The sequence below is a fragment of the Bradyrhizobium sp. Bra78 genome (assembly GCF_024519855.1).
Lineage (GTDB): Bacteria > Pseudomonadota > Alphaproteobacteria > Rhizobiales > Xanthobacteraceae > Bradyrhizobium > Bradyrhizobium japonicum_G.
The window spans coordinates 83,059-100,410 of the sequence record NZ_JALJRE010000010.1 but is presented as its reverse complement, the minus strand read 5'-3'; the positions used below and the strand labels follow the sequence as shown (position 1 = coordinate 100,410).

The 17,352-nt window shown below is 65.4% G+C and carries 15 protein-coding genes; 8 read left to right on the top strand and 7 right to left on the bottom strand.

Annotated features, from left to right (window positions below; genetic code table 11):
* Positions 1-98 precede the first annotated feature (98 nt).
* Both OC450_RS22260 and OC450_RS22255 read left to right on the top strand, forming a co-directional pair.
* A complete protein-coding gene (locus OC450_RS22260) occupies positions 99-1,379 on the top strand; it encodes an O-acetylhomoserine aminocarboxypropyltransferase (protein ID WP_211385980.1) in 1,281 nt (426 codons plus the stop codon).
* A 121-nt stretch (positions 1,380-1,500) separates the two neighbouring features.
* A complete protein-coding gene (locus tag OC450_RS22255; RefSeq protein WP_262048688.1) occupies positions 1,501-1,845 on the top strand; it encodes a hypothetical protein in 345 nt (114 codons plus the stop codon).
* Positions 1,846-1,863: 18 nt separating this feature from the next.
* Here OC450_RS22255 and OC450_RS22250 read toward each other — a convergent pair whose 3' ends face one another.
* Positions 1,864-2,940 carry a COX15/CtaA family protein gene (locus tag OC450_RS22250; protein ID WP_262048687.1) on the bottom strand — a complete coding sequence of 359 codons (1,077 nt, stop codon included), beginning with the start codon at positions 2,938-2,940 and terminating at the stop codon, positions 1,864-1,866.
* Positions 2,941-3,056: 116 nt separating this feature from the next.
* Between OC450_RS22250 and OC450_RS22245 the strand changes: the two genes are divergently transcribed.
* Positions 3,057-3,278, top strand: a complete 222-nt coding sequence (locus OC450_RS22245; protein WP_211385977.1) for a DUF2842 domain-containing protein — start codon at positions 3,057-3,059, stop codon at positions 3,276-3,278.
* Here the strand turns inward: OC450_RS22245 and OC450_RS22240 are convergent.
* Positions 3,262-4,311, bottom strand: coding sequence for a polysaccharide deacetylase family protein (locus tag OC450_RS22240; protein WP_211385976.1), 1,050 nt, complete (start codon positions 4,309-4,311; stop codon positions 3,262-3,264). The two genes, OC450_RS22245 and OC450_RS22240, sit on opposite strands and share 17 nt — an antisense overlap.
* Positions 4,312-4,437: 126 nt before the next feature.
* Between OC450_RS22240 and OC450_RS22235 the strand changes: the two genes are divergently transcribed.
* Positions 4,438-5,619, top strand: a complete 1,182-nt coding sequence (locus tag OC450_RS22235; RefSeq protein ID WP_211385975.1) for a GNAT family N-acetyltransferase — start codon at positions 4,438-4,440, stop codon at positions 5,617-5,619.
* 202 nt (positions 5,620-5,821) lie between these two features.
* On the opposite strand, the gene OC450_RS22230 is transcribed toward OC450_RS22235, so the two are convergent.
* Entirely contained in the window at positions 5,822-8,122 is a 2,301-nt protein-coding gene (locus tag OC450_RS22230) for a GumC family protein (RefSeq protein ID WP_262048686.1), read from the bottom strand.
* Positions 8,123-8,322: 200 nt separating this feature from the next.
* On the opposite strand from OC450_RS22230, the gene OC450_RS22225 reads away from it, so the two are divergent.
* The 3 genes from OC450_RS22225 (at position 8,323) to OC450_RS22215 (ending at position 12,459) form a co-directional block, all read left to right on the top strand.
* Complete coding sequence (locus OC450_RS22225; RefSeq protein WP_211385973.1) at positions 8,323-9,456, top strand: glycosyltransferase family 4 protein; 1,134 nt, start codon at positions 8,323-8,325, stop codon at positions 9,454-9,456.
* 118 nt (positions 9,457-9,574) lie between these two features.
* Positions 9,575-11,125, top strand: coding sequence for an undecaprenyl-phosphate glucose phosphotransferase (locus OC450_RS22220; protein ID WP_262048685.1), 1,551 nt, complete (start codon positions 9,575-9,577; stop codon positions 11,123-11,125).
* A 71-nt stretch (positions 11,126-11,196) separates the two neighbouring features.
* Positions 11,197-12,459 carry an O-antigen ligase family protein gene (locus OC450_RS22215; RefSeq protein ID WP_256807171.1) on the top strand — a complete coding sequence of 421 codons (1,263 nt, stop codon included), beginning with the start codon at positions 11,197-11,199 and terminating at the stop codon, positions 12,457-12,459.
* A 66-nt stretch (positions 12,460-12,525) separates the two neighbouring features.
* Here the strand turns inward: OC450_RS22215 and OC450_RS22210 are convergent, their stop codons facing one another.
* Positions 12,526-12,996, bottom strand: a complete 471-nt coding sequence (locus tag OC450_RS22210; RefSeq protein ID WP_211386081.1) for a MarR family winged helix-turn-helix transcriptional regulator — start codon at positions 12,994-12,996, stop codon at positions 12,526-12,528.
* 148 nt (positions 12,997-13,144) lie between these two features.
* Between OC450_RS22210 and OC450_RS22205 the strand changes: the two genes are divergently transcribed.
* On the top strand, positions 13,145-14,341 hold the full coding sequence (locus OC450_RS22205; RefSeq protein ID WP_256807170.1) for an FAD-dependent monooxygenase: 1,197 nt from the start codon (positions 13,145-13,147) through the stop codon (positions 14,339-14,341).
* Positions 14,342-14,406: 65 nt separating this feature from the next.
* Here the strand turns inward: OC450_RS22205 and OC450_RS22200 are convergent, their stop codons facing one another.
* Genes OC450_RS22200 through OC450_RS22190 form a run of 3 tightly spaced genes read right to left on the bottom strand, consistent with a single transcriptional unit; the run spans position 14,407 to position 17,197 of the window.
* Positions 14,407-15,585, bottom strand: a complete 1,179-nt coding sequence (locus tag OC450_RS22200) for a saccharopine dehydrogenase family protein (RefSeq protein ID WP_211385969.1) — start codon at positions 15,583-15,585, stop codon at positions 14,407-14,409.
* 9 nt (positions 15,586-15,594) lie between these two features.
* Positions 15,595-16,377 carry a DUF169 domain-containing protein gene (locus OC450_RS22195; RefSeq protein ID WP_211385968.1) on the bottom strand — a complete coding sequence of 261 codons (783 nt, stop codon included), beginning with the start codon at positions 16,375-16,377 and terminating at the stop codon, positions 15,595-15,597.
* Between the two features lie 52 nt (positions 16,378-16,429).
* Positions 16,430-17,197: a YdcF family protein gene (locus OC450_RS22190; protein WP_262048684.1), complete on the bottom strand. Its 768-nt coding sequence runs from the start codon at positions 17,195-17,197 to the stop codon at positions 16,430-16,432.
* Positions 17,198-17,352 lie beyond the last annotated feature (155 nt).

Genomic DNA, 17,352 nt, shown 5'->3' with positions numbered 1-17,352 from the left:
TAGCGCGATAGTCCTGATGTGAACCGGCGCCTTGACGGCAGACGCTGCGACGATCAGCATGCCGCGCGATTTCAGATCATGAGAACAGGACGCCATCAATGAGCGATCGCCTTCCGGGATTTTCGACCCTCGCCGTGCATGCCGGTGCACAGCCCGATCCCACCACCGGTGCGCGCGCTACGCCGATTTATCAGACGACGTCTTTCGTCTTCAACGACGCCGACCACGCCGCCTCGCTGTTCGGCCTGCAGGCATTCGGCAACATCTATACCCGCATCGGCAATCCCACCAACGCGGTGCTGGAAGAGCGCGTCGCCGCGCTCGAAGGCGGCACGGCCGCGCTGGCCGTGGCCTCGGGCCATGCCGCGCAGGTCGTGGTGTTGCAGCAATTGATGCAGCCCGGCGACGAGTTCATCGCCGCGCGAAAGCTCTATGGCGGCTCGATCAACCAGTTCACGCACGCGTTCAAGAGCTTTGGCTGGAACGTGGTATGGGCCGATCCGGATGACATCGCGAGCTTCGAGCGCGCGGTCACGCCGCGCACGAAAGCGATCTTCATCGAATCCATCGCCAACCCCGGCGGCAGCATCACCGACATCGAGGCGATCTCGACGGTGGCGCGCAAGGCGGGCGTGCCGCTGATCGTCGACAATACGCTGGCCTCGCCCTACCTGATCCGCCCGATCGACCACGGCGCCGACATCGTCGTGCATTCGCTGACGAAGTTTCTGGGCGGCCACGGCAATTCGCTCGGCGGCATCATCGTCGATGCCGGCACGTTCGACTGGTCCACGGGCGGCAAATATCCGATGCTGTCGGAGCCGCGGCCGGAATATCACGGCATCAAGCTCCAGGAGACGTTTGGCAATTTCGCCTTCGCGATCGCCTGCCGCGTTCTCGGCCTGCGCGACCTCGGCCCGGCGCTGTCGCCGTTCAATGCCTTCATGATCCTCACCGGCATCGAGACGCTGCCGCTGCGCATGCAGAGGCATTGCGACAATGCGAAAGCGGTCGCCGAATTCCTCGCCGGTCACCCGGCGGTGGCCTCGGTGAGCTATGCGGGGCTGCCAACCGACAAGTACAACCGGCTCGCGCGCAAATACGCGCCGAAGGGCGCGGGCGCCGTGTTCACCTTCAGCCTGAAGGGCGGCTATGACGCCGGCGTCAGGCTGGTGTCGAAGTTGCAGCTGTTCTCGCATCTGGCCAATGTCGGCGACACCCGCTCGCTGGTGATCCACCCGGCCTCGACCACGCACAGCCAGCTCGACGACGCCGCCAAGATCAAGTCCGGCGCCGGCCCCGACGTGGTCAGGCTCTCGATCGGGATCGAGGACAAGGAAGATCTGATCGCCGATCTGGAACAGGCACTGGGCGCGTAGTTGTTGTCACTCCGGGGCGGTGCAAACAGCCGCCCCGGAACCGCGCCGCCGGTTAATAGTCATTAACCATATTGGCCGCATACATCGTCCTTGGATCGCCCTTTTTGATTCGGAGCCGACGATGCTGCGCTGGATGGTACCTGCCCTTGCGGCAATGCTGACGGTCTCGGGCGCGCTCGCCGCCGATCTGCCGGCCACGCCGAAGCGCCGGGCCGCGGCTCCGCCGCAGGAGCCGCCGAAAGTCTACGTCGAAACCGATCCGGATGCGCTGATCTCGCCGGCCTATGGCATCGGCAGCTACATCCGCAACCTGCCGGGCACGCCGCTGCTGCCCGGCACGCACACGCTGCCGGGCTATTACGGCCGCCCCTGGGACTACGACTATCAGGGCTCGTATTACGGCGGGAAGCAGGTCGACTATTTCTGGCGCCTGCCCTACTCGTGCGGCATCTACGGCTATTGCTGATCAGCCGGCTGATGGTGATCAGCCGGCCTGACCGAGCGGAACCGCGCGCGGCTGCGCTTGCGCAGATTGCCGCGAGGCGAGCCGCTCGGTCTGCATCACCGCGAGTGTCAGCACCACGATGGCGACCGCCTGATGGGCGAGCGCGAGATCGATCGGCACCTGATGGAGCAGCGTGAGGATGCCGAGCACCGCCTGCAGGCTTACCGCGCCCAGCAGCAACAGCGCGCCGCCCGCCGCCGCGCGCGAGCGCACCGCATCGAAGGCGTGCCACGCCGCGAGCACGAACAGCACATAGGCCGTCATGCGGTGCTCGAACTGCACGGTCAGCACATTGTCGAACATGTTGCGCCACCACGGCGTCTCGAACCACAGCCGATCCGCCGAGGGAATGAACGCGCCATCGATCTGCGGCCAGGTGTTGTAGGCGCGGCCGGCGCGCAGGCCCGCGACCAGCGCACCGAAATAGATCTGCACGAAAGTCACGACGAGGAGCAGCACGCTCGTGAATCTCAGCCGCGCAGGCACTGCGATCTGCGGACGTTCCTTGAGCCGCCGCACCGTCCAGACGATGCCGGCGAAGATCAGGAGCGCGAGCACCAGATGCGTCGCCAGCCGATATTGCGAGACCTCGACGCGCTCCGTCAGGCCCGACGCCACCATCCACCAGCCGACCGCGCCCTGGAGCCCGCCGAGCGCGAACAGCAGCCACAGCCGCCGTTTCAATTCACCGGACAGACCGCCGCGCCATAGGAAGAACAGGAACGGCAGCAGATAGGCCACGCCGATGAAACGGCCGAGCAGCCGGTGGCTCCATTCCCACCAGAAGATCTCCTTGAACTCGGACAGGCTCATGCCCGCGTTGAGCTCGCGATATTGCGGGATCTTCTTGTAGGCCTCGAAGGCCTCGGTCCACTGCCGCTCCGAAAGCGGCGGAACGCTGCCTGTGACGGGCTTCCATTCGACGATCGAGAGCCCGGATTCCGTCAGCCGGGTCGCGCCGCCGACCAGCACCATCAGGGCGATCAGCGCGGCCACGGAAATCAGCCACCAGCGCACGGCGCGATACGGCTCGGAGAGGGTGGAAATCGGCGTCATTTCAGGGCGAAACCAAACCTTGTACCTAAGCGACTTGAGGCTTGAACCGGACTGCGCGCCCCTTATAGTCCCCCGCTCCCGCAGCGCAAGTTACGCGAAAGCCGCAGCATTCCGTCATGACGATCCGTACCCGCAAGTTCCTCGGCGCCATCCTCCTCCTGGTGCTCGCCACTGTCTGGGCCCTGCTCGGCATGGCGCTGGCGCAGATGCCGTGGATTGCCGAATCCGGCTGGCGGCAGGCGATCTATTACGTGGTGGTCGGCATGGGCTGGGTGCTGCCGGCGATGCCGATCGTGAGCTGGATGCAGCGGCCCGACCGGGTCAAGTCTGGTTCGTAAGAGTGCCGGTCGGCTTCACCGGCGCAAAGGCAACGCCCGACGCCAGCACGCGCAGCATGCGCAACGAGCGCCCCCTTCCGTCCCAGGAAATCCGCGGCAGTGCGCGCAGGTTGGTGCGCCCCCCGGCATCCACGATGCCCGGGATCGTCGACACCGCGCTGGCAAAGCCGGCCTCCTCCGCCATCACGACGTGGCTGCGCCGGAACGAGGCGCGATCGCCGAACGGAAAGGCCAGATGCTCGATCTCGCGGTGGAACGCCGCTTCCGCCACCGCCTTGCCCATCGTCATCTCGCGCAGCGCGGCGGCGTCTTTCATGTTGGCGAGAACGGGATAGTTCACGGTCGCGCTGCCGATCGTGACGAGCGGATCGGCCGCCAATTTGGCCAGATCCTCCCAATTCATCGACGCCTCGCGCGAAAGCGCGGCAAGGTCGATCCGGTAGCGCGTGCAGAGGTCGGCGATCGCAGCCGACAAATCCGCCGGCGGCAGTGAGAGCAGCCAGCCCTCGACGAACGAAAACAGCGCCTGCTTCTCGGCATTGCCGGTGACGTTGAAGCGTTGCTCCCTCTCGCCCATCATCAGACTGATGCGGCTCTCGCGCGCAATCACCTGCTCCAGTCCGAGCCACCAGGCTTCCCCGACGCCGTCGGGAAACGCGGTGGGCACGTAGATCGTGAAGGGTACGGCGTGGCGGGCCAGCACCGGGTAGGCAAACGTGATGAGATCCTTGGCAGCACCGTCGAAGGTGAGCGCCACGAAGCGCCGCTTTTCCGGCAGCGTCACCGCACGCCGGCACACCTCGTCCATTCCGACAAAATCATATCTCCACCGCTTCAGCGCGCGGATGGCCCGGTCGAGGAAGCGCGGAGTGATCTCGTTCTCGCGCAGCGGCTGAAACCCGCCGCGACGTCGCGGCCGCACATCGGCAAAGCGCAGGATGGCGCCGGCACCACGACTGCGCAGCGCAGCCTGGCCGCTGAACCAGGTCAGCTCGAGCCGCAGCCGTTCCAGCCATCTGTCGTCGGATGCCAATGTCCCACCTGACGCGTTGGCGCCTGTTTCCTCCCCTATAGTCATTACCCTTTGTTGACATTTCTTTGCAAAGGTCGGCCACAGGCCGAATTACGCACATTTTTGATTTCTCGACAGGTTTCGCGAATGACCATGGCTGCGGCGATGCAAAGCCGGACGGCAGAAGCGCCAGCGCGGTCGAAAGCGAGCCGTATCGCGCATGTCGACATCGTTGCCGATCTCGGCGCCGCCGAGGCGGTCTGGCGCACTTTCGAAGAGCCCGGTCACCTCTTCACGCCTTATCAGCGCTTTGATCTGCTGAGTCCCTGGCATGGTCTGGTCGGTGGCTGCGAGGGCGCCCGGCCCTTCATCGTGATCGCCCGCGACGCCGAGCACAGGCCGCTCCTGCTGCTGCCGCTCTCGCTGCGCCAGACCCATGGCGTGCGCACGGCCTGCTTCATGGGCGGCAAACATACCACCTTCAACATGGGCCTGTGGAACGCCGAGTTCGCAGCGCAGGTGATTGCCGCCGATCTCGACGCGCTGCAGGCGCCGCTGCGCGAACATGTCGACGTGCTCGCACTGACGCAGCAGCCGCTGCGCTGGCACGATCAGCAGAACCCGTTTGCCGCTTTCCCGCGGCAGAGCGCGATCAACGGCTGTCCGCTGCTGGTGATGGAGCCCGGCGGTCCGCCCGCATCGCGCATCAGCAATTCCTTCCGCCGCCGCCTCAAGAGCAAGGAGAAGAAGCTCCAGACGCTCGCCGGCTATCGCTATCACCTTGCCACCACCGACGCGGACATCACCCGCCTGCTCGACTGGTTCTTCCGCGTCAAGCCGGTGCGGATGGCCGAGCAGAAGCTCCCCGACGTCTTCGCCGAACCGGGCGTCGAAGCGTTCATCCGCAGCGCCTGCCATGCGCCGCGCGGCGAAGGCCGCGTCATCGACATCCACGCGCTCGAATGCGACGACGAGGTGATCGCGATCTTCGCCGGCGTCGCCGACGGCCAGCGCTTCTCGATGATGTTCAACACCTACACGATGTCCGAGCACGCCCGCTTCAGCCCCGGGCTGATCCTGATGCGCTACATCATCGACCGCTACGCCGAGCGCGGCTACCGCTCGCTCGACCTCGGCATCGGCTCGGACGAGTACAAGCGGATGTTCTGCAAGGATGACGAAGCCATCTTCGACAGCTTCGTGCCCCTGACCTCGCGCGGCAGGCTCGCAGCGATGGCGATGTCCTCGCTGAGCCACGGCAAGCGGCTAGTGAAGCAGAACCAGATGCTGTTCGATCTGGCCCGACGGCTGCGCCAGGCGTTCGGGTAGGTATCCTGCGGTTGGGAGACGCGCTCCCGCGGCGCATCCTTCGAGACGCCCGCCTTCGGCGGGCCCTCAGGATGAGGACGGAATTCGCGGCAGCAGCTTCAACGGACTCCGATCCAGCAAAGCCTCATCCTGTGAGGAGACCGCGAAGCGGTCGTCTCGAAGGACGAGGCGCTCGCTCAGGCCCGCAGCGAAGGCAAGAACGTCACGCTGCCACCACGCGCGGTGCTTCCACCGCATCTGACGGCTGCACGGGCTTGCCCAGCATCGTCACCTCGCCGAAGCCGACGGCCCTCAGCTGCTCGCACATCAGCGCGCGGGCATCCGCGGCCATCGACGCGTCGGGCACCACGACGGCGCGGGCATTCGCCGTCAGCAATTCCGCCGGGAGGTCCGAAGCGCTGCCGGCGTCGAGCAGCACGTGATCGTAGGCGCGAAGCAGCGCGTCGATCGCGAGCGCCACCCGCGGCGACTGCAACAGGCTGCGGTCGAAGCCGGGACGGCCGGCCATGACCAGATGCAGCCGCGAGAGCTTGTCCCGGGTGATGATTTGCGCGAACGACGCCTCGCCTTGCATCAGCTCGGCAAGGCCGGGCGCCGAAGCATCGACGGATATCGCGGCCATTGTCGGCGAGGACGCGGCAAGATCGACCACGACGACCCGCGTATCGCGCGCCAGATGCCGGGCCAGCGTCAGCGTCGAAAGCGTGATGGCTTCGCCCGAGGCGGTGCCGAGCACCGTGACTTTCTTCGCCGCAGTCCCCGCGGTGCGCAGGCTGTCGGCGAGATGTTCGATCTCAGCGAATTCGTCGGCATCGGCATCAGAGGCCATCTCCGGCTGAAGCGGCGCGGACTCCGCCCTGACCGGATCGACGATCGGCTCAGCGGACGCCGGCTGGACAACCGGTTCCTGACGAGCCGGCGCCCGCGTTTGCGCTGGAGCGAACACGGCTGCCGCACGGGGCGCAGTCTGGCGCAACAGCTCTCCGGTGATGACGACGCCGGACGAGAGCAGCAGCGTCGCGATCGTCGCGATCAGCGCGATCGGCAGCTTCTTCGGGTAGGCCGGCATGTTCGAGACGATGGCGCGCGAGATGATGCGGCCGTCCGTCGGCGCGGTGTCGATGGTCTCGCGGGTGTTGGCCTCGCGGTACTTGGCAAGATAAGTCTCCAGCAGGTCGCGCTGCGCCTTGGCCTCGCGCTCGAGCGCGCGGAGCTGCACGTCCTGGCCGTTGGTCGACGTCGCCTGCTTCTTCAACTGCTCGAGGCTCAACGTCAATTCCTGCACACGTCCGCTGGCAAAGCGTGCGTCGTTTTCCAGCGAACGGGCGATCTTGGCGGCTTCGTCGCGGATCTGGGTGTCGAGATCGGCGAGCTGCGCCTTCAATTCCTTGATGCGCGGATGATTGCCGAGCAGTGTCGACGATTGCTCGGCGAGTTGGGCCCGCAACGCCACCCGCTGCTGGGACGGCGTCCGCATCGATTCCGAGTTCAGCACTTCCGATGACTCGATCGGCTTGCCGCTCTGGAGCATCTCGCGGATCAGCCGCGCCTTGGATTCCGCATCCGCCTTCATCGAACGCGCGTTGTTGAGCTGGGTGTTGACCTCGCCCATCTGCTGATTCGACAGCGTCGTGTTGTTGGTGCCGACGAACAGGCTCGATTTGGAGCGGAAATCCTCCGCCTTCGCCTCGGCCTCGGAAACCTTCTTGCGCAAGCTGTCGATCTCGCCGGAGAGCCACTGGCTCGCGTTCCTGGCCTGATCCTGACGGACATTCTGCTGCAGCACCAGATAGCCGTCGGCGATCGAGTTGGCGACGCGCGCGGCAAGATCAGGATCGGCGGACTGGAATTCGACGACGATCACGCGCGACTTGTCGACGGCGTAGGCCTGGAGCCGGTCGTAATAGGCATCGAGCACCCGCTCTTCGGGCGTCATCGAGAACGGGTCTCGGCCGATGCCGATCAGGGCCGCCAGCGACTTCAGCGGAGAAACCCCCTGCAGCACCGGATCGAACTCGGGCCGCTCCGCAAGCTTGTTCTTCTTGATGATCTCACGTGCGAGATCGCGCGACAGCACGAGCTGCACCTGGCTTGTGACGGCCTCGGGATCGAGCGCCTGCCGCTCCTCGGTGCGGTCGCTGTTCGGGCGCAGGAACACGTTCTCGCGGCCGTCGATCAGGATGCGGGATTCGGACTTGTACCGCGGCGTGACGAGATTGACGGCCGCGAGGGACGCGACGAGCGCCAGCACCGTCGGCACGATGATCCAGCCGCGCTTGCGCGCCAGGGCCGCGCCGAGCGCGTGCAGGTCGATGTCGCCGGATTCGGACGGCGCCTGCCTCGGCGCGGCGGATACCGGCCTGGCTTCGATCCTGGGCTCGAGTTCGGCTTGCTTGAAGTCGGCCTGCTTGAATTCGGCTTGCCTGGCTTCGGCTTTGGCCTTCGAAACGGCCCGCTCGACAACCGCCTTGTCCTTGCCGGCACGCCAGAACGCTAAACGCATCGAACACTCCCGCAGGGCAACGCCACGAACCTACCTCAACCGGGGCGATTACACTCCATTAAGGTTGCCGCTGGGTTAATCGCGGCATCCTGCAGCTCGCGCGGGCGCGCTCGTCACCGTTTGTTAACCACGAGGGCCCTTAATCCGTCTCGATATTTCGTGAGCATTGTTCGAGCATTCGCCGAGCGCTGGTTTTGATCATGCCCCCCTCTCCCGACCAGCCGCTTCGCATCCTTCACGCCGTACGCGCTCCGGTTGGCGGTATCTTCCGCCACATCCTCGACGTCGCCAATGGCCAGGTCGATCGCGGCCACCATGTCGGCATCCTCGCCGACAGCCTCACCGGCGGCGATCGCGCCGACAAGGCCCTTGCCGAGCTCGCGCCGCGGCTGAAGCTCGGCGTGCACCGGATGGCGATGCGCCGCGAGCCGTCGCCCGACGATGCGCTGGTGTGGCTTCGCATGCGGCGCCTGATCGCCACACTCAGGCCCGACGTCATGCATGGCCACGGCGCCAAGGCCGGCGCCTTCATCCGCATGCGGCGGCGTTCCGACGACACCATCCGCATCTACACCCCCCATGGCGGCTCGCTGCATTATCCCCTCAACACCTTCAAGGGCGAGTTCTACGCGCGGCTCGAGCGCGCGCTGATGGGCGCGACCGACCTGTTCCTGTTCGAAAGCGCGTTTGCCCGCGACACCTATCAGCGCATCGTCGGCACGCCGAAGGGCGTGGTGCATTGCGTCTTCAACGGCGTGACACCGGAGGAATTCGAGCCGATCGTCATCGCCGACGATGCCACCGACCTCGCTTATGTCGGCGAGTTCAGGCACATCAAGGGCGCCGATCTGCTGGTCGATGCGGTGGCGCGCCTGCACGAGGGCGGCAGGAAGGTCACGCTGACGCTCGGCGGCGATGGCGAGGAGACCGCGGCACTGAAGGCGCAGGTCGAGAGGCTCGGCCTCGCCGGCTCCATCCGCTTCGTCGGCCACGTCAAGGCGCGCTACGGCTTCTCCAAGGGGCGACTGCTGGTCGTTCCCTCGCGCGGCGATTCCATGCCCTATGTCGTGATCGAGGCCGGCGCCGCCGGTATTCCCATGATCGCATCCAGGATCGGCGGCATTCCCGAGATCCTTGGCGCGGAGAGCCCCGCCCTGTTCGCACCGAGCAATCCCGAGGCCATGGCCGGGGCGATTGCTGCGGCTCTGGACGATCCGCAGGTAACCGCGCAGCGCGCGGTGTCCTTGCGCGAGCGCATCTCCGCGCATTTCTCCCAGCAGGCGATGGTCGACGGCGTGCTTGCGGGCTACCGCGACGCATTTGCCAATCATTAACCATTCTTAGGGCCTGCTTTAGAGAATCTTCCGATTTGTTCGATAATCGATGTGCCAGGGGATGCTGCCCGGGACGCAAGGCCGTGCCCACGGGTTTTTGGAATGGACGTGGACACCCGTGGAACCGCTCAACGCACGCTCGATGCTCGACGCCGCGACCAGTGCCGCGGCGAAACCGGTTGACCAGCCCTTTGTCGAGCGCCGCCGCCGGCTGTCGCCCGCCGCGCTCGACGTCGTCAACCAGAAGGTCGCCCGCGCCTATTCGCCGATCGTGATCACCGGCATCGTGCGCCTCGCCGACTTCACGCTGCTGAGCCTCGTCGGCATCGCGGTCTATGTCGGCTATGTCATGCCGCTCGCCGGCGCCTTCAGCTGGGCCTATCCCGCGGAGATCGTCGCCGTCGCCGTCTCCGCCGTGGTCTGCTTCCAGGCCGCCGACATCTATCAGGTGCAGCTGTTCCGCGGTCAGCTCCGCCAGATGACGCGCATGATTTCCTCCTGGTCGTTCGTCTTCCTGCTGTTCATCGGCATCTCGTTCTTCGCCAAGTTCGGCAGCGAAATATCGCGGCTGTGGCTTGCCGCCTTCTACTTCCTCGGCCTCGTCGCGCTGATCTGCGAGCGCCTGGTGCTGCGCTCGCTGGTGCGCGCCTGGGCGCGCCAGGGCCGGCTCGACCGCCGCACCATCATCGTCGGCTCCGACAGCAACGGCGAGCAACTGGTCGAAGCGCTCAAGGCGCAGGAGGATTCAGACATCCACGTGCTCGGCGTGTTCGACGACCGCAACGACAGCCGCGCGCTGGACACCTGCGCCGGCGCGCGCAAGCTCGGCAAGGTCGACGAGATCGTCGAGTTTGCCCGCCGCACCCGCGTCGATCTCGTGCTGTTCGCGCTGCCGATCTCGGCCGAGACGCGCATCCTGGAGATGCTCAAGAAGCTCTGGGTGCTGCCGGTGGACATCCGCCTCTCCGCGCACACCAACAAGCTGCGCTTCCGTCCCCGCTCCTATTCCTATCTCGGCGAGGTGCCGACGCTCGACGTGTTCGAGGCGCCGATCACCGACTGGGACCTGGTGATGAAATGGCTGTTCGACCGCGTCGTCGGCAGCCTGGCGCTGCTCGCGGCGCTACCGGTCATGGCCCTCGTGGCGATCGCAATCCGGCTCGACAGCCCCGGCCCCGTGCTGTTTCGCCAGAAGCGCTTCGGCTTCAACAATGAACGCATCGACGTCTACAAGTTTCGTTCGATGTATCATCACCAGGCCGACCCGACTGCTTCGAAGGTCGTGACCAAGAACGATCCGCGCGTTACCCGCGTCGGCCGTTTCATTCGCAAGACCAGCCTCGACGAGTTGCCGCAGCTCTTCAATGTCTTATTCTCCGGCAATCTCTCTTTGGTCGGCCCGCGTCCGCATGCGGTGCAGGGCAAGCTCCAGAGCCGCCTGTTCGACGAAGCCGTCGACGGCTATTTCGCCCGCCACCGGGTCAAGCCCGGCATCACCGGCTGGGCCCAGATCAACGGCTGGCGCGGCGAGATCGACAACGAAGAGAAGATCCAGAAGCGCGTCGAGTTCGACCTCTATTACATCGAGAACTGGTCGGTGCTGTTCGATCTCGTCATTCTCCTGAAGACGCCGATCGCGCTGCTGACCAAGAACGAGAACGCGTATTGAGTTGCGGTCGCGCCCCGGCCTGACCGGGCGATGACAGCGGTATTCTTGCGTACGAGTGGTGTGAGCGTGTGATGGCGTATGCGGCGACAGCCGGGGAAATGAATGCAGCGGTTCGCGCTGCGCCCGGCGTGCTGGCCCTGCAGCGCGCGATGGTGTGGCTGGTCGGCGCCTCCGGCGCGATCGTCTTCATCGAGCCGAGCCCCTACGAGATCGTGACGCTGCTGGCCACCGTCATCTTCTTCGCCACCGGCCTGCGCCTGCGGCTCGCGCTGATGCCGCTGGTGCTGATGCTGGTCCTGCTCAACGTCGGCTACACCATCAGCGCGATCCCGCTCTTCGAACAATCCGAGGTGGTGAGCTGGATTGCGACCTCCTGGTACATGGCGGTGACGGTCGTGTTCTTCGCCATGGTCACGTCGGAGGACACAGCGGCGCGGCTCGACATGCTCCGCCGCGGACTCGTGGTCGGCGCGATGGTCGCCTCGCTGTCGGCGGTCGCCGGCTACTTCCACCTGGTTCCCGGCGGCGACGACCTTCTCACACTCTACGGACGCGCGCGCGGCACGTTCAAGGACCCGAACGTGCTCGGCGCCTTCCTGATCCTGCCGGCGCTGTTCGCGCTCCAGAGCGTGGTTTCGGACAAGCTCGGCAAGGCGTTCCGCAACGTCATCGCCTTCTGTATCATGTCGCTGGCGATCCTGCTCGCGTTCTCTCGCGCCGCCTGGGGCGGGCTGGTGCTGACATCCGCCTTCATGCTGGCGCTGATGGTGCTGACCAGCCGCACCAACGCGCAGCGCTCGCGCATCATCGTCATGGCGGTCCTGGCCGCGGTGCTGGGCCTCGCGCTGATCGCGGTTTTGATGTCGTTCGATTCCACCGCCGAGATGTTCAAGCAGCGTGCGAGCTTCGACCAGAGCTATGACGAGGGCCGGTTCGGCCGGTTCGGCCGGCACATCCTGGGTGCGGAGATGGCGCTCGACCTGCCCTTCGGCATCGGCCCGCTGCAATTCCACCGCTTCTTTCCCGAGGACACCCACAACTCCTATCTCAACGCCTTCATGTCCGGCGGCTGGCTGTCCGGCGTCTGCTATCCCGCGCTGGTGTTCACCACGATGATCATGGGCTTCCGGCACATCTTCGTGCGAGTCCCATGGCAGCGCGCCTATCTGGCCGTGTTCTCCGCCTTCGTCGGCACCGTCGGCGAAAGTTTCGTGATCGACACCGACCACTGGCGGCATTTCTGGATGATGCTGGGCGCGATGTGGGGCATGATCGCGGCTGCGCAGATCTACAAGATCAGGGACATCACCGTTCCGATAGAATCGGAACGGTGATGTCTGGTTTCTTGTCTTGACGCGTTTTCTTGTCGCGAACCGGTATCCACTTCGCTCGAAAACGCTCTAGCGACGAAGCTTCTTCAGCTTGAGATCCGGACGCTTCTCGGGCGGGGTATCGATCAGGCCCTTGAGTGCCTCGGTCGCCGCGAGCACGCCCTTGTAACCCTCCGTCGCGAAGCGCAACAGCAGCCGGAGTTCCTCGTCGGAATAGACGTTGAACACCTTCTCCATGGCCTGCTGCATCGGCACGTAGAACTGGCCGATCTTCATGGCTGCTTCCGGCACGACGGCAATGAAGACCTTGCGCCGGTCGTTTTCATCCCGCTCGCGGCGCACGAGTCCTGCTTTCTCGAGCCGGTCGACCACGCCGGTGATGGCGCCGGTCGTGAGGCCCGTGACTTCGGCGAGCCGGCCGGCGGTGACGCGGCCTTCGAGATACAGGATGTCCATGCATTCGAGGTCGGAATTGGCAATTCCGGCAACGTTGGCAACGGTCTGGCCATAGAGCACGCCCTGCGCGGACGACCTGCGCATCGCCTCTTCCAGCTCCTGCAACAGCGCAGCGCGCGCCTTCGTCCTTGACAAGGCCGACCTCATATCTTAGTCGATATATATCTTAGTCACTAAGAGATTTAGCGACCGTAATTTCTCCTAGCACCACGGAAACGTCGGGAGCAAGACAATGTCCAACCGTCCCCGCAAGGCCCTGATCATCGGCGCCGGCATCGCCGGACCCGTCACCGCGATCCTGCTGCGCCGCGCCGGCATCGAATCCGCGATCTACGAGGCCTGGCCCTACGCCAAAGGCATCGGCGGCGGCCTTCAGATCGCGCCGAACGGCATGCATGTCATGGACGAGATCGGGCTTTCGAACGAATTGATCAGCCGCGGGTCGATCGCGGAGTCCTTCGACTTCTATTCGCAGGGCGGAGAGAGGCTCGGCTCGATCAACCGCGACATGGCGCGGCGGTTCGGCCAGCCCGCGGTCAATGTCTGCCGCGCCACGCTCAACGAGATGCTGATCGACAAGGCCTGGTGCGCGTGCGTCTCGCTGCATTTCGAGAAGCGCCTGATCAAGATCGAGGACCGCGGCGACCAGCCGATCATCGCCTACTTCGCCGACGGCACCACCGCCGAAGCCGACTTCCTGATCGGTGCCGACGGCGTGCACTCGGTCACAAGGCGGCAGGTCGTGCCCGACGGCCCGCAACCGTTCGACACCGGACTGATCGGTTTCGGCGGCTTCGTGCCGCACGCCGTCCTCGACGGCAGGCCGGTCGGCCGGCACGTCGAGACCACGTTCGGGCAGAGCGGCTTCTTCGGCTACGGCTATTGCAGTCCCGATCCGAACGACGGCGTGATGTGGTGGAGCACGCAGCCCGCGCACGGCATGGACGCGGCGATGTTCCGCGCGCTCGACCCTGCGACGCTGAAGCAGCACCTGCGCGGCTTCCACCGTGGCTGGCATGATCCGATCCCCGGCATCATTGAGGCCGCCGAGAACATCGTGGTCACCGACACGCTCGATGTTGCGACCCTGCCGACCTGGTCGCGCAAGCGCTCGCTGCTGATCGGCGACGCCGCCCATGCGACCAGCCCTCATGCCGGCCAGGGCGCCTCGCTCGCGCTGGAGGATGCGATGCGCCTCGCCCGGCTGATGCAGGACCGCCAGGAACTCGGCGCCACCTTCCAGGCCTTCGAGGCCGAGCGACGGCCGCGCGCCGAAAAGATCGTCGCCATGGCCCGCCGCAACGGCAACAGCAAGCGCGAATTCAGCGCCACCGGCGCATGGATCCGCAATCAGATGATGAAATGGCTGCTGCCGCTGGGGTCGAAGAGCATGGAGTTTATGTACGCCTACGACGCGCGGGCGGTGTAGGGCCCTGCTGCAGGGTGGGCAAAGGCGCAAAGCGCCGTGCCCATCCTGCAATCTGCAATCTGCTGTTAGCTCTCAACTCTGAACGTCAGCCCCGCATTGTCCTGCAGCCGCTTGATCAGCTTGTGCTGCATCGCTGCGCCCGGGGTCCAGAAGCCGGCCGGGACATCCGTCGCCTCGCGCAGCATGCAGATCGCGCATTCGGAGATCATCTTCGAGGTCGAGCCATAGCCGGGATCGCGGTCGCCGGTGACACCTGCACGGACCGTGCGACCGTCGGGCGCGATCGCGACATAGAGCAGATCGAACAGGCCGTTCTCGCGCTCTTCCTTCGACGGCCCCTCGCCCGGCTTCGGTGCGTCGGGACCGGTCTTCCCGGCGTTTGCCGCCATCACGCGCTTGGCGTTGGCCTCGCCCTTCTCGCCGGGGCCGGTCAGGACCATCTCGTCGTAGACGAAGTCCTGGCCGTAAGGGAATCCCATCAGCATGTTGGAGCGGTGAACGTTGCGCGTGTTGATCAGCGCCATCATGAACGGCGCGGCCCAGGATTGCAGGTCCTCCTCGAAGGCCGCCCTGTTGCCCTTCGGCTGCTTCGGGCCGCTGAAGCCGGGCGTCAGTGCAAAGTGGTCGTTGAGAATGGCGACGAGGCTGAGATCCTTGGCCACCGCATCGAAGGTCGCCTTCGCGCTCGCGGCGGTGCCGCCCGAGAGCGTGCCCCGCATGTCGCGCACGCGCCCCTTCACGCGCGAGGCCGGTGCACCGAATACACGCTTGGCCTCTTCCTGGACGAAGAACGCGCCGAGCTCGAACGGCACGGAATCGTAGCCGCACGAAAACACGATGCGCGCGCCGCTCGCCTTGGCCTCCGCCTCGTATTTGTCGATCATCTGCCGCATCCACACCGGCTCGCCGCAGAGATCGAAATAATCGGTGCCCGTGGCCACGCAGGCCGCCAGCAGTTCCTCACCATAAAGCTGGTACGGGCCGACGGTGGTGATCACCGACATCGTCTGCTCCGCCATCGCCTTCAGTGAAGCCGCATCCGACGCATCCGCCACGATCAGCGGCGTGTTCCCGGGCGCACCGATCGCGTCGCGGACCGCTTTCAGCTTCCCGAGGCTCCGGCCCGCCATCGCCCATTTGAGCGCGTGGTCGTTCTTGTACTGCTGAGTCAGATATTCGGCGACGAGCTGGCCGGTGAAACCGGTCGCGCCATAGACGACGATGTCGAATTTCGCAGAACTCATGGTCGGCCTTTACTTCTTCGCGTAACTCACGCCCATGCCGGCGCGGACGTCGCTTTGAATACCATAGGGCGGGATCGGATAGCGCAGGCCGTTCTTGGCCAGCGCCTTCATGCCCAGAACCGCCTTGGCGAGATGCTCGGGCTTCAAGGCCATCAGCATCTCCTCGTCCGGCACGCCGCCATAGCGCCGTTCGGCATAGCATGGCAAGGACAGGCTGGGCTCGCCCGTCTTGAGCGCCCGCCCCCAGGAATCCGCGCAAGCGGTCTCGCCGACCACGCCCCATTCGAACTTCTTGTAGCCGGTATATTGAAGCCCGTTGATCAGGATGATCATCTGCCCGGGCGTCGCATAGACAAGGCAGATGTCGGGCGGATCGAGCCGGCCGCTGGCGAGCGGGCTGACCGCGAGCGCCTGATACTGCCCGAACGGCACCACGTCCAGCGCCTCCTGGCGCTTGCGTGCGTCCTCCGCCGTGCCGTGCCAGACGCCGACATAATTTTCGCCGGCGAGCCATTTTTCGTCCTGCGGCGCAAGGCCGATCACCGCGCGGCACTGGCTACCAACGAGATCCTCGCCGGTGATGCCGACGGTCCAGCCGAGCCGCGAGGCCATGCTGACGATCTGGTCGGTGGTGTGGACCGCATTCGGCCGCCGGATCTTCGCAATCGCCTCCATGTCCGCGGCGCGCGCGAACAGCTTCATGCCGATCACCGTTGTCTTCAGCCGCAACAGGCTGTTGAGATCGGCGACGAGGCCGGCAAGATCGATCCTGTCTGCACTCTGCTCTTGCATGGCGTCCTCCCGGCCGGCGATTGCGCCGATCATCTTCGTCTTGTCGTCGTTTCTAGTCCTTCGCGGGGCCCGGAAGCAAATCGCCGGTCCGGCCCATCAGGCGGTAGGCAACGAGCCCGATCCATTCGCGCACGGCAACCTCGGTTCGGCCGAGCCCGTCCGCGGCGACATTGGTGAAGGAGAGGAGATCGTCACGCCCGCCCATCCGCCAATCCACCGGATAGGCCTCGACATCGAATCCGGCCTTGCGAAAGATCCCCATCGACCGCGGCATATGGAAGGCCGATGTGACCAGAAGCCAGCGCTCGCCCGGTTTCGGCGCCACCAATCGTTTCGTGAAGATCGCATTCTCGTAGGTGTTGCGCGAGTCCCGCTCGAGGATCAGGTGCTCCTTCGCGATGCCCAAATTTTCCAGGACAGGCGCGGAGTAGTCGGCTTCCCTGGCGCCTGTCGACACCAGGTTCGCGGTGCCTCCCGTGAAAACAATGCGAGCATTCGGATAACGGCGCGCGAGCTCGGCCGGCGCGAACAGACGATCGGCCGCATGCGACACGACCGGCGTGCGATGCGCCACCGAAAGATCGGTGTCGACGGAGCCGCCGAGCACGATGATGCCATCAGGCGCACCGCGCGACGGGTCCCACGGCGGAAAGCGCGCCTCCAGCGGATAGAGCAGGAGATTGCCGAGCGGCGAAAATGCGGCGAGCGCCAGCAGGATCAGCGTGGCCGCGGCGAGCTTGCGGCCGAATGCGGCAAAGCGCGTCGCCATCAGGACGACCGAGACGATCCCGAGCTCGATCAGGAAGTTGGTCGGCAGCACCGCGGTGCCGAGGGTCTTGGAAAGGACAAAAAGCAGGGGCGCCTCGCTGGAATGATCGTGCCTGTTGCGCGGGCCTTGACCCGCACCTCGATCTTCAGAAAGCTTCTTGGAAGAGGATCGATTGCCTGGTCAAGCCCGGGCCTCGCAAGTCCTCA

What these genes read in the sequence shown, in the direction of transcription:
- OC450_RS22230 (WP_262048686.1), bottom strand. Translation starts at nt 8,122, where the DNA reads ATGCGTTTAGCGTTCTGGCGTGCCGGCAAGGACAAGGCGGTTGTCGAG.
- OC450_RS22205 (WP_256807170.1), top strand. Translation starts at nt 13,145, where the DNA reads ATGTCCAACCGTCCCCGCAAGGCCCTGATCATCGGCGCCGGCATCGCC.
- OC450_RS22255 (WP_262048688.1), top strand. Translation starts at nt 1,501, where the DNA reads ATGCTGCGCTGGATGGTACCTGCCCTTGCGGCAATGCTGACGGTCTCG.
- OC450_RS22245 (WP_211385977.1), top strand. Translation starts at nt 3,057, where the DNA reads ATGACGATCCGTACCCGCAAGTTCCTCGGCGCCATCCTCCTCCTGGTG.
- OC450_RS22260 (WP_211385980.1), top strand. Translation starts at nt 99, where the DNA reads ATGAGCGATCGCCTTCCGGGATTTTCGACCCTCGCCGTGCATGCCGGT.
- OC450_RS22210 (WP_211386081.1), bottom strand. Translation starts at nt 12,996, where the DNA reads ATGCGCAGGTCGTCCGCGCAGGGCGTGCTCTATGGCCAGACCGTTGCC.
- OC450_RS22215 (WP_256807171.1), top strand. Translation starts at nt 11,197, where the DNA reads ATGGCGTATGCGGCGACAGCCGGGGAAATGAATGCAGCGGTTCGCGCT.
- OC450_RS22225 (WP_211385973.1), top strand. Translation starts at nt 8,323, where the DNA reads ATGCCCCCCTCTCCCGACCAGCCGCTTCGCATCCTTCACGCCGTACGC.
- OC450_RS22200 (WP_211385969.1), bottom strand. Translation starts at nt 15,585, where the DNA reads ATGAGTTCTGCGAAATTCGACATCGTCGTCTATGGCGCGACCGGTTTC.
- OC450_RS22235 (WP_211385975.1), top strand. Translation starts at nt 4,438, where the DNA reads ATGACCATGGCTGCGGCGATGCAAAGCCGGACGGCAGAAGCGCCAGCG.
- OC450_RS22195 (WP_211385968.1), bottom strand. Translation starts at nt 16,377, where the DNA reads ATGCAAGAGCAGAGTGCAGACAGGATCGATCTTGCCGGCCTCGTCGCC.
- OC450_RS22250 (WP_262048687.1), bottom strand. Translation starts at nt 2,940, where the DNA reads ATGACGCCGATTTCCACCCTCTCCGAGCCGTATCGCGCCGTGCGCTGG.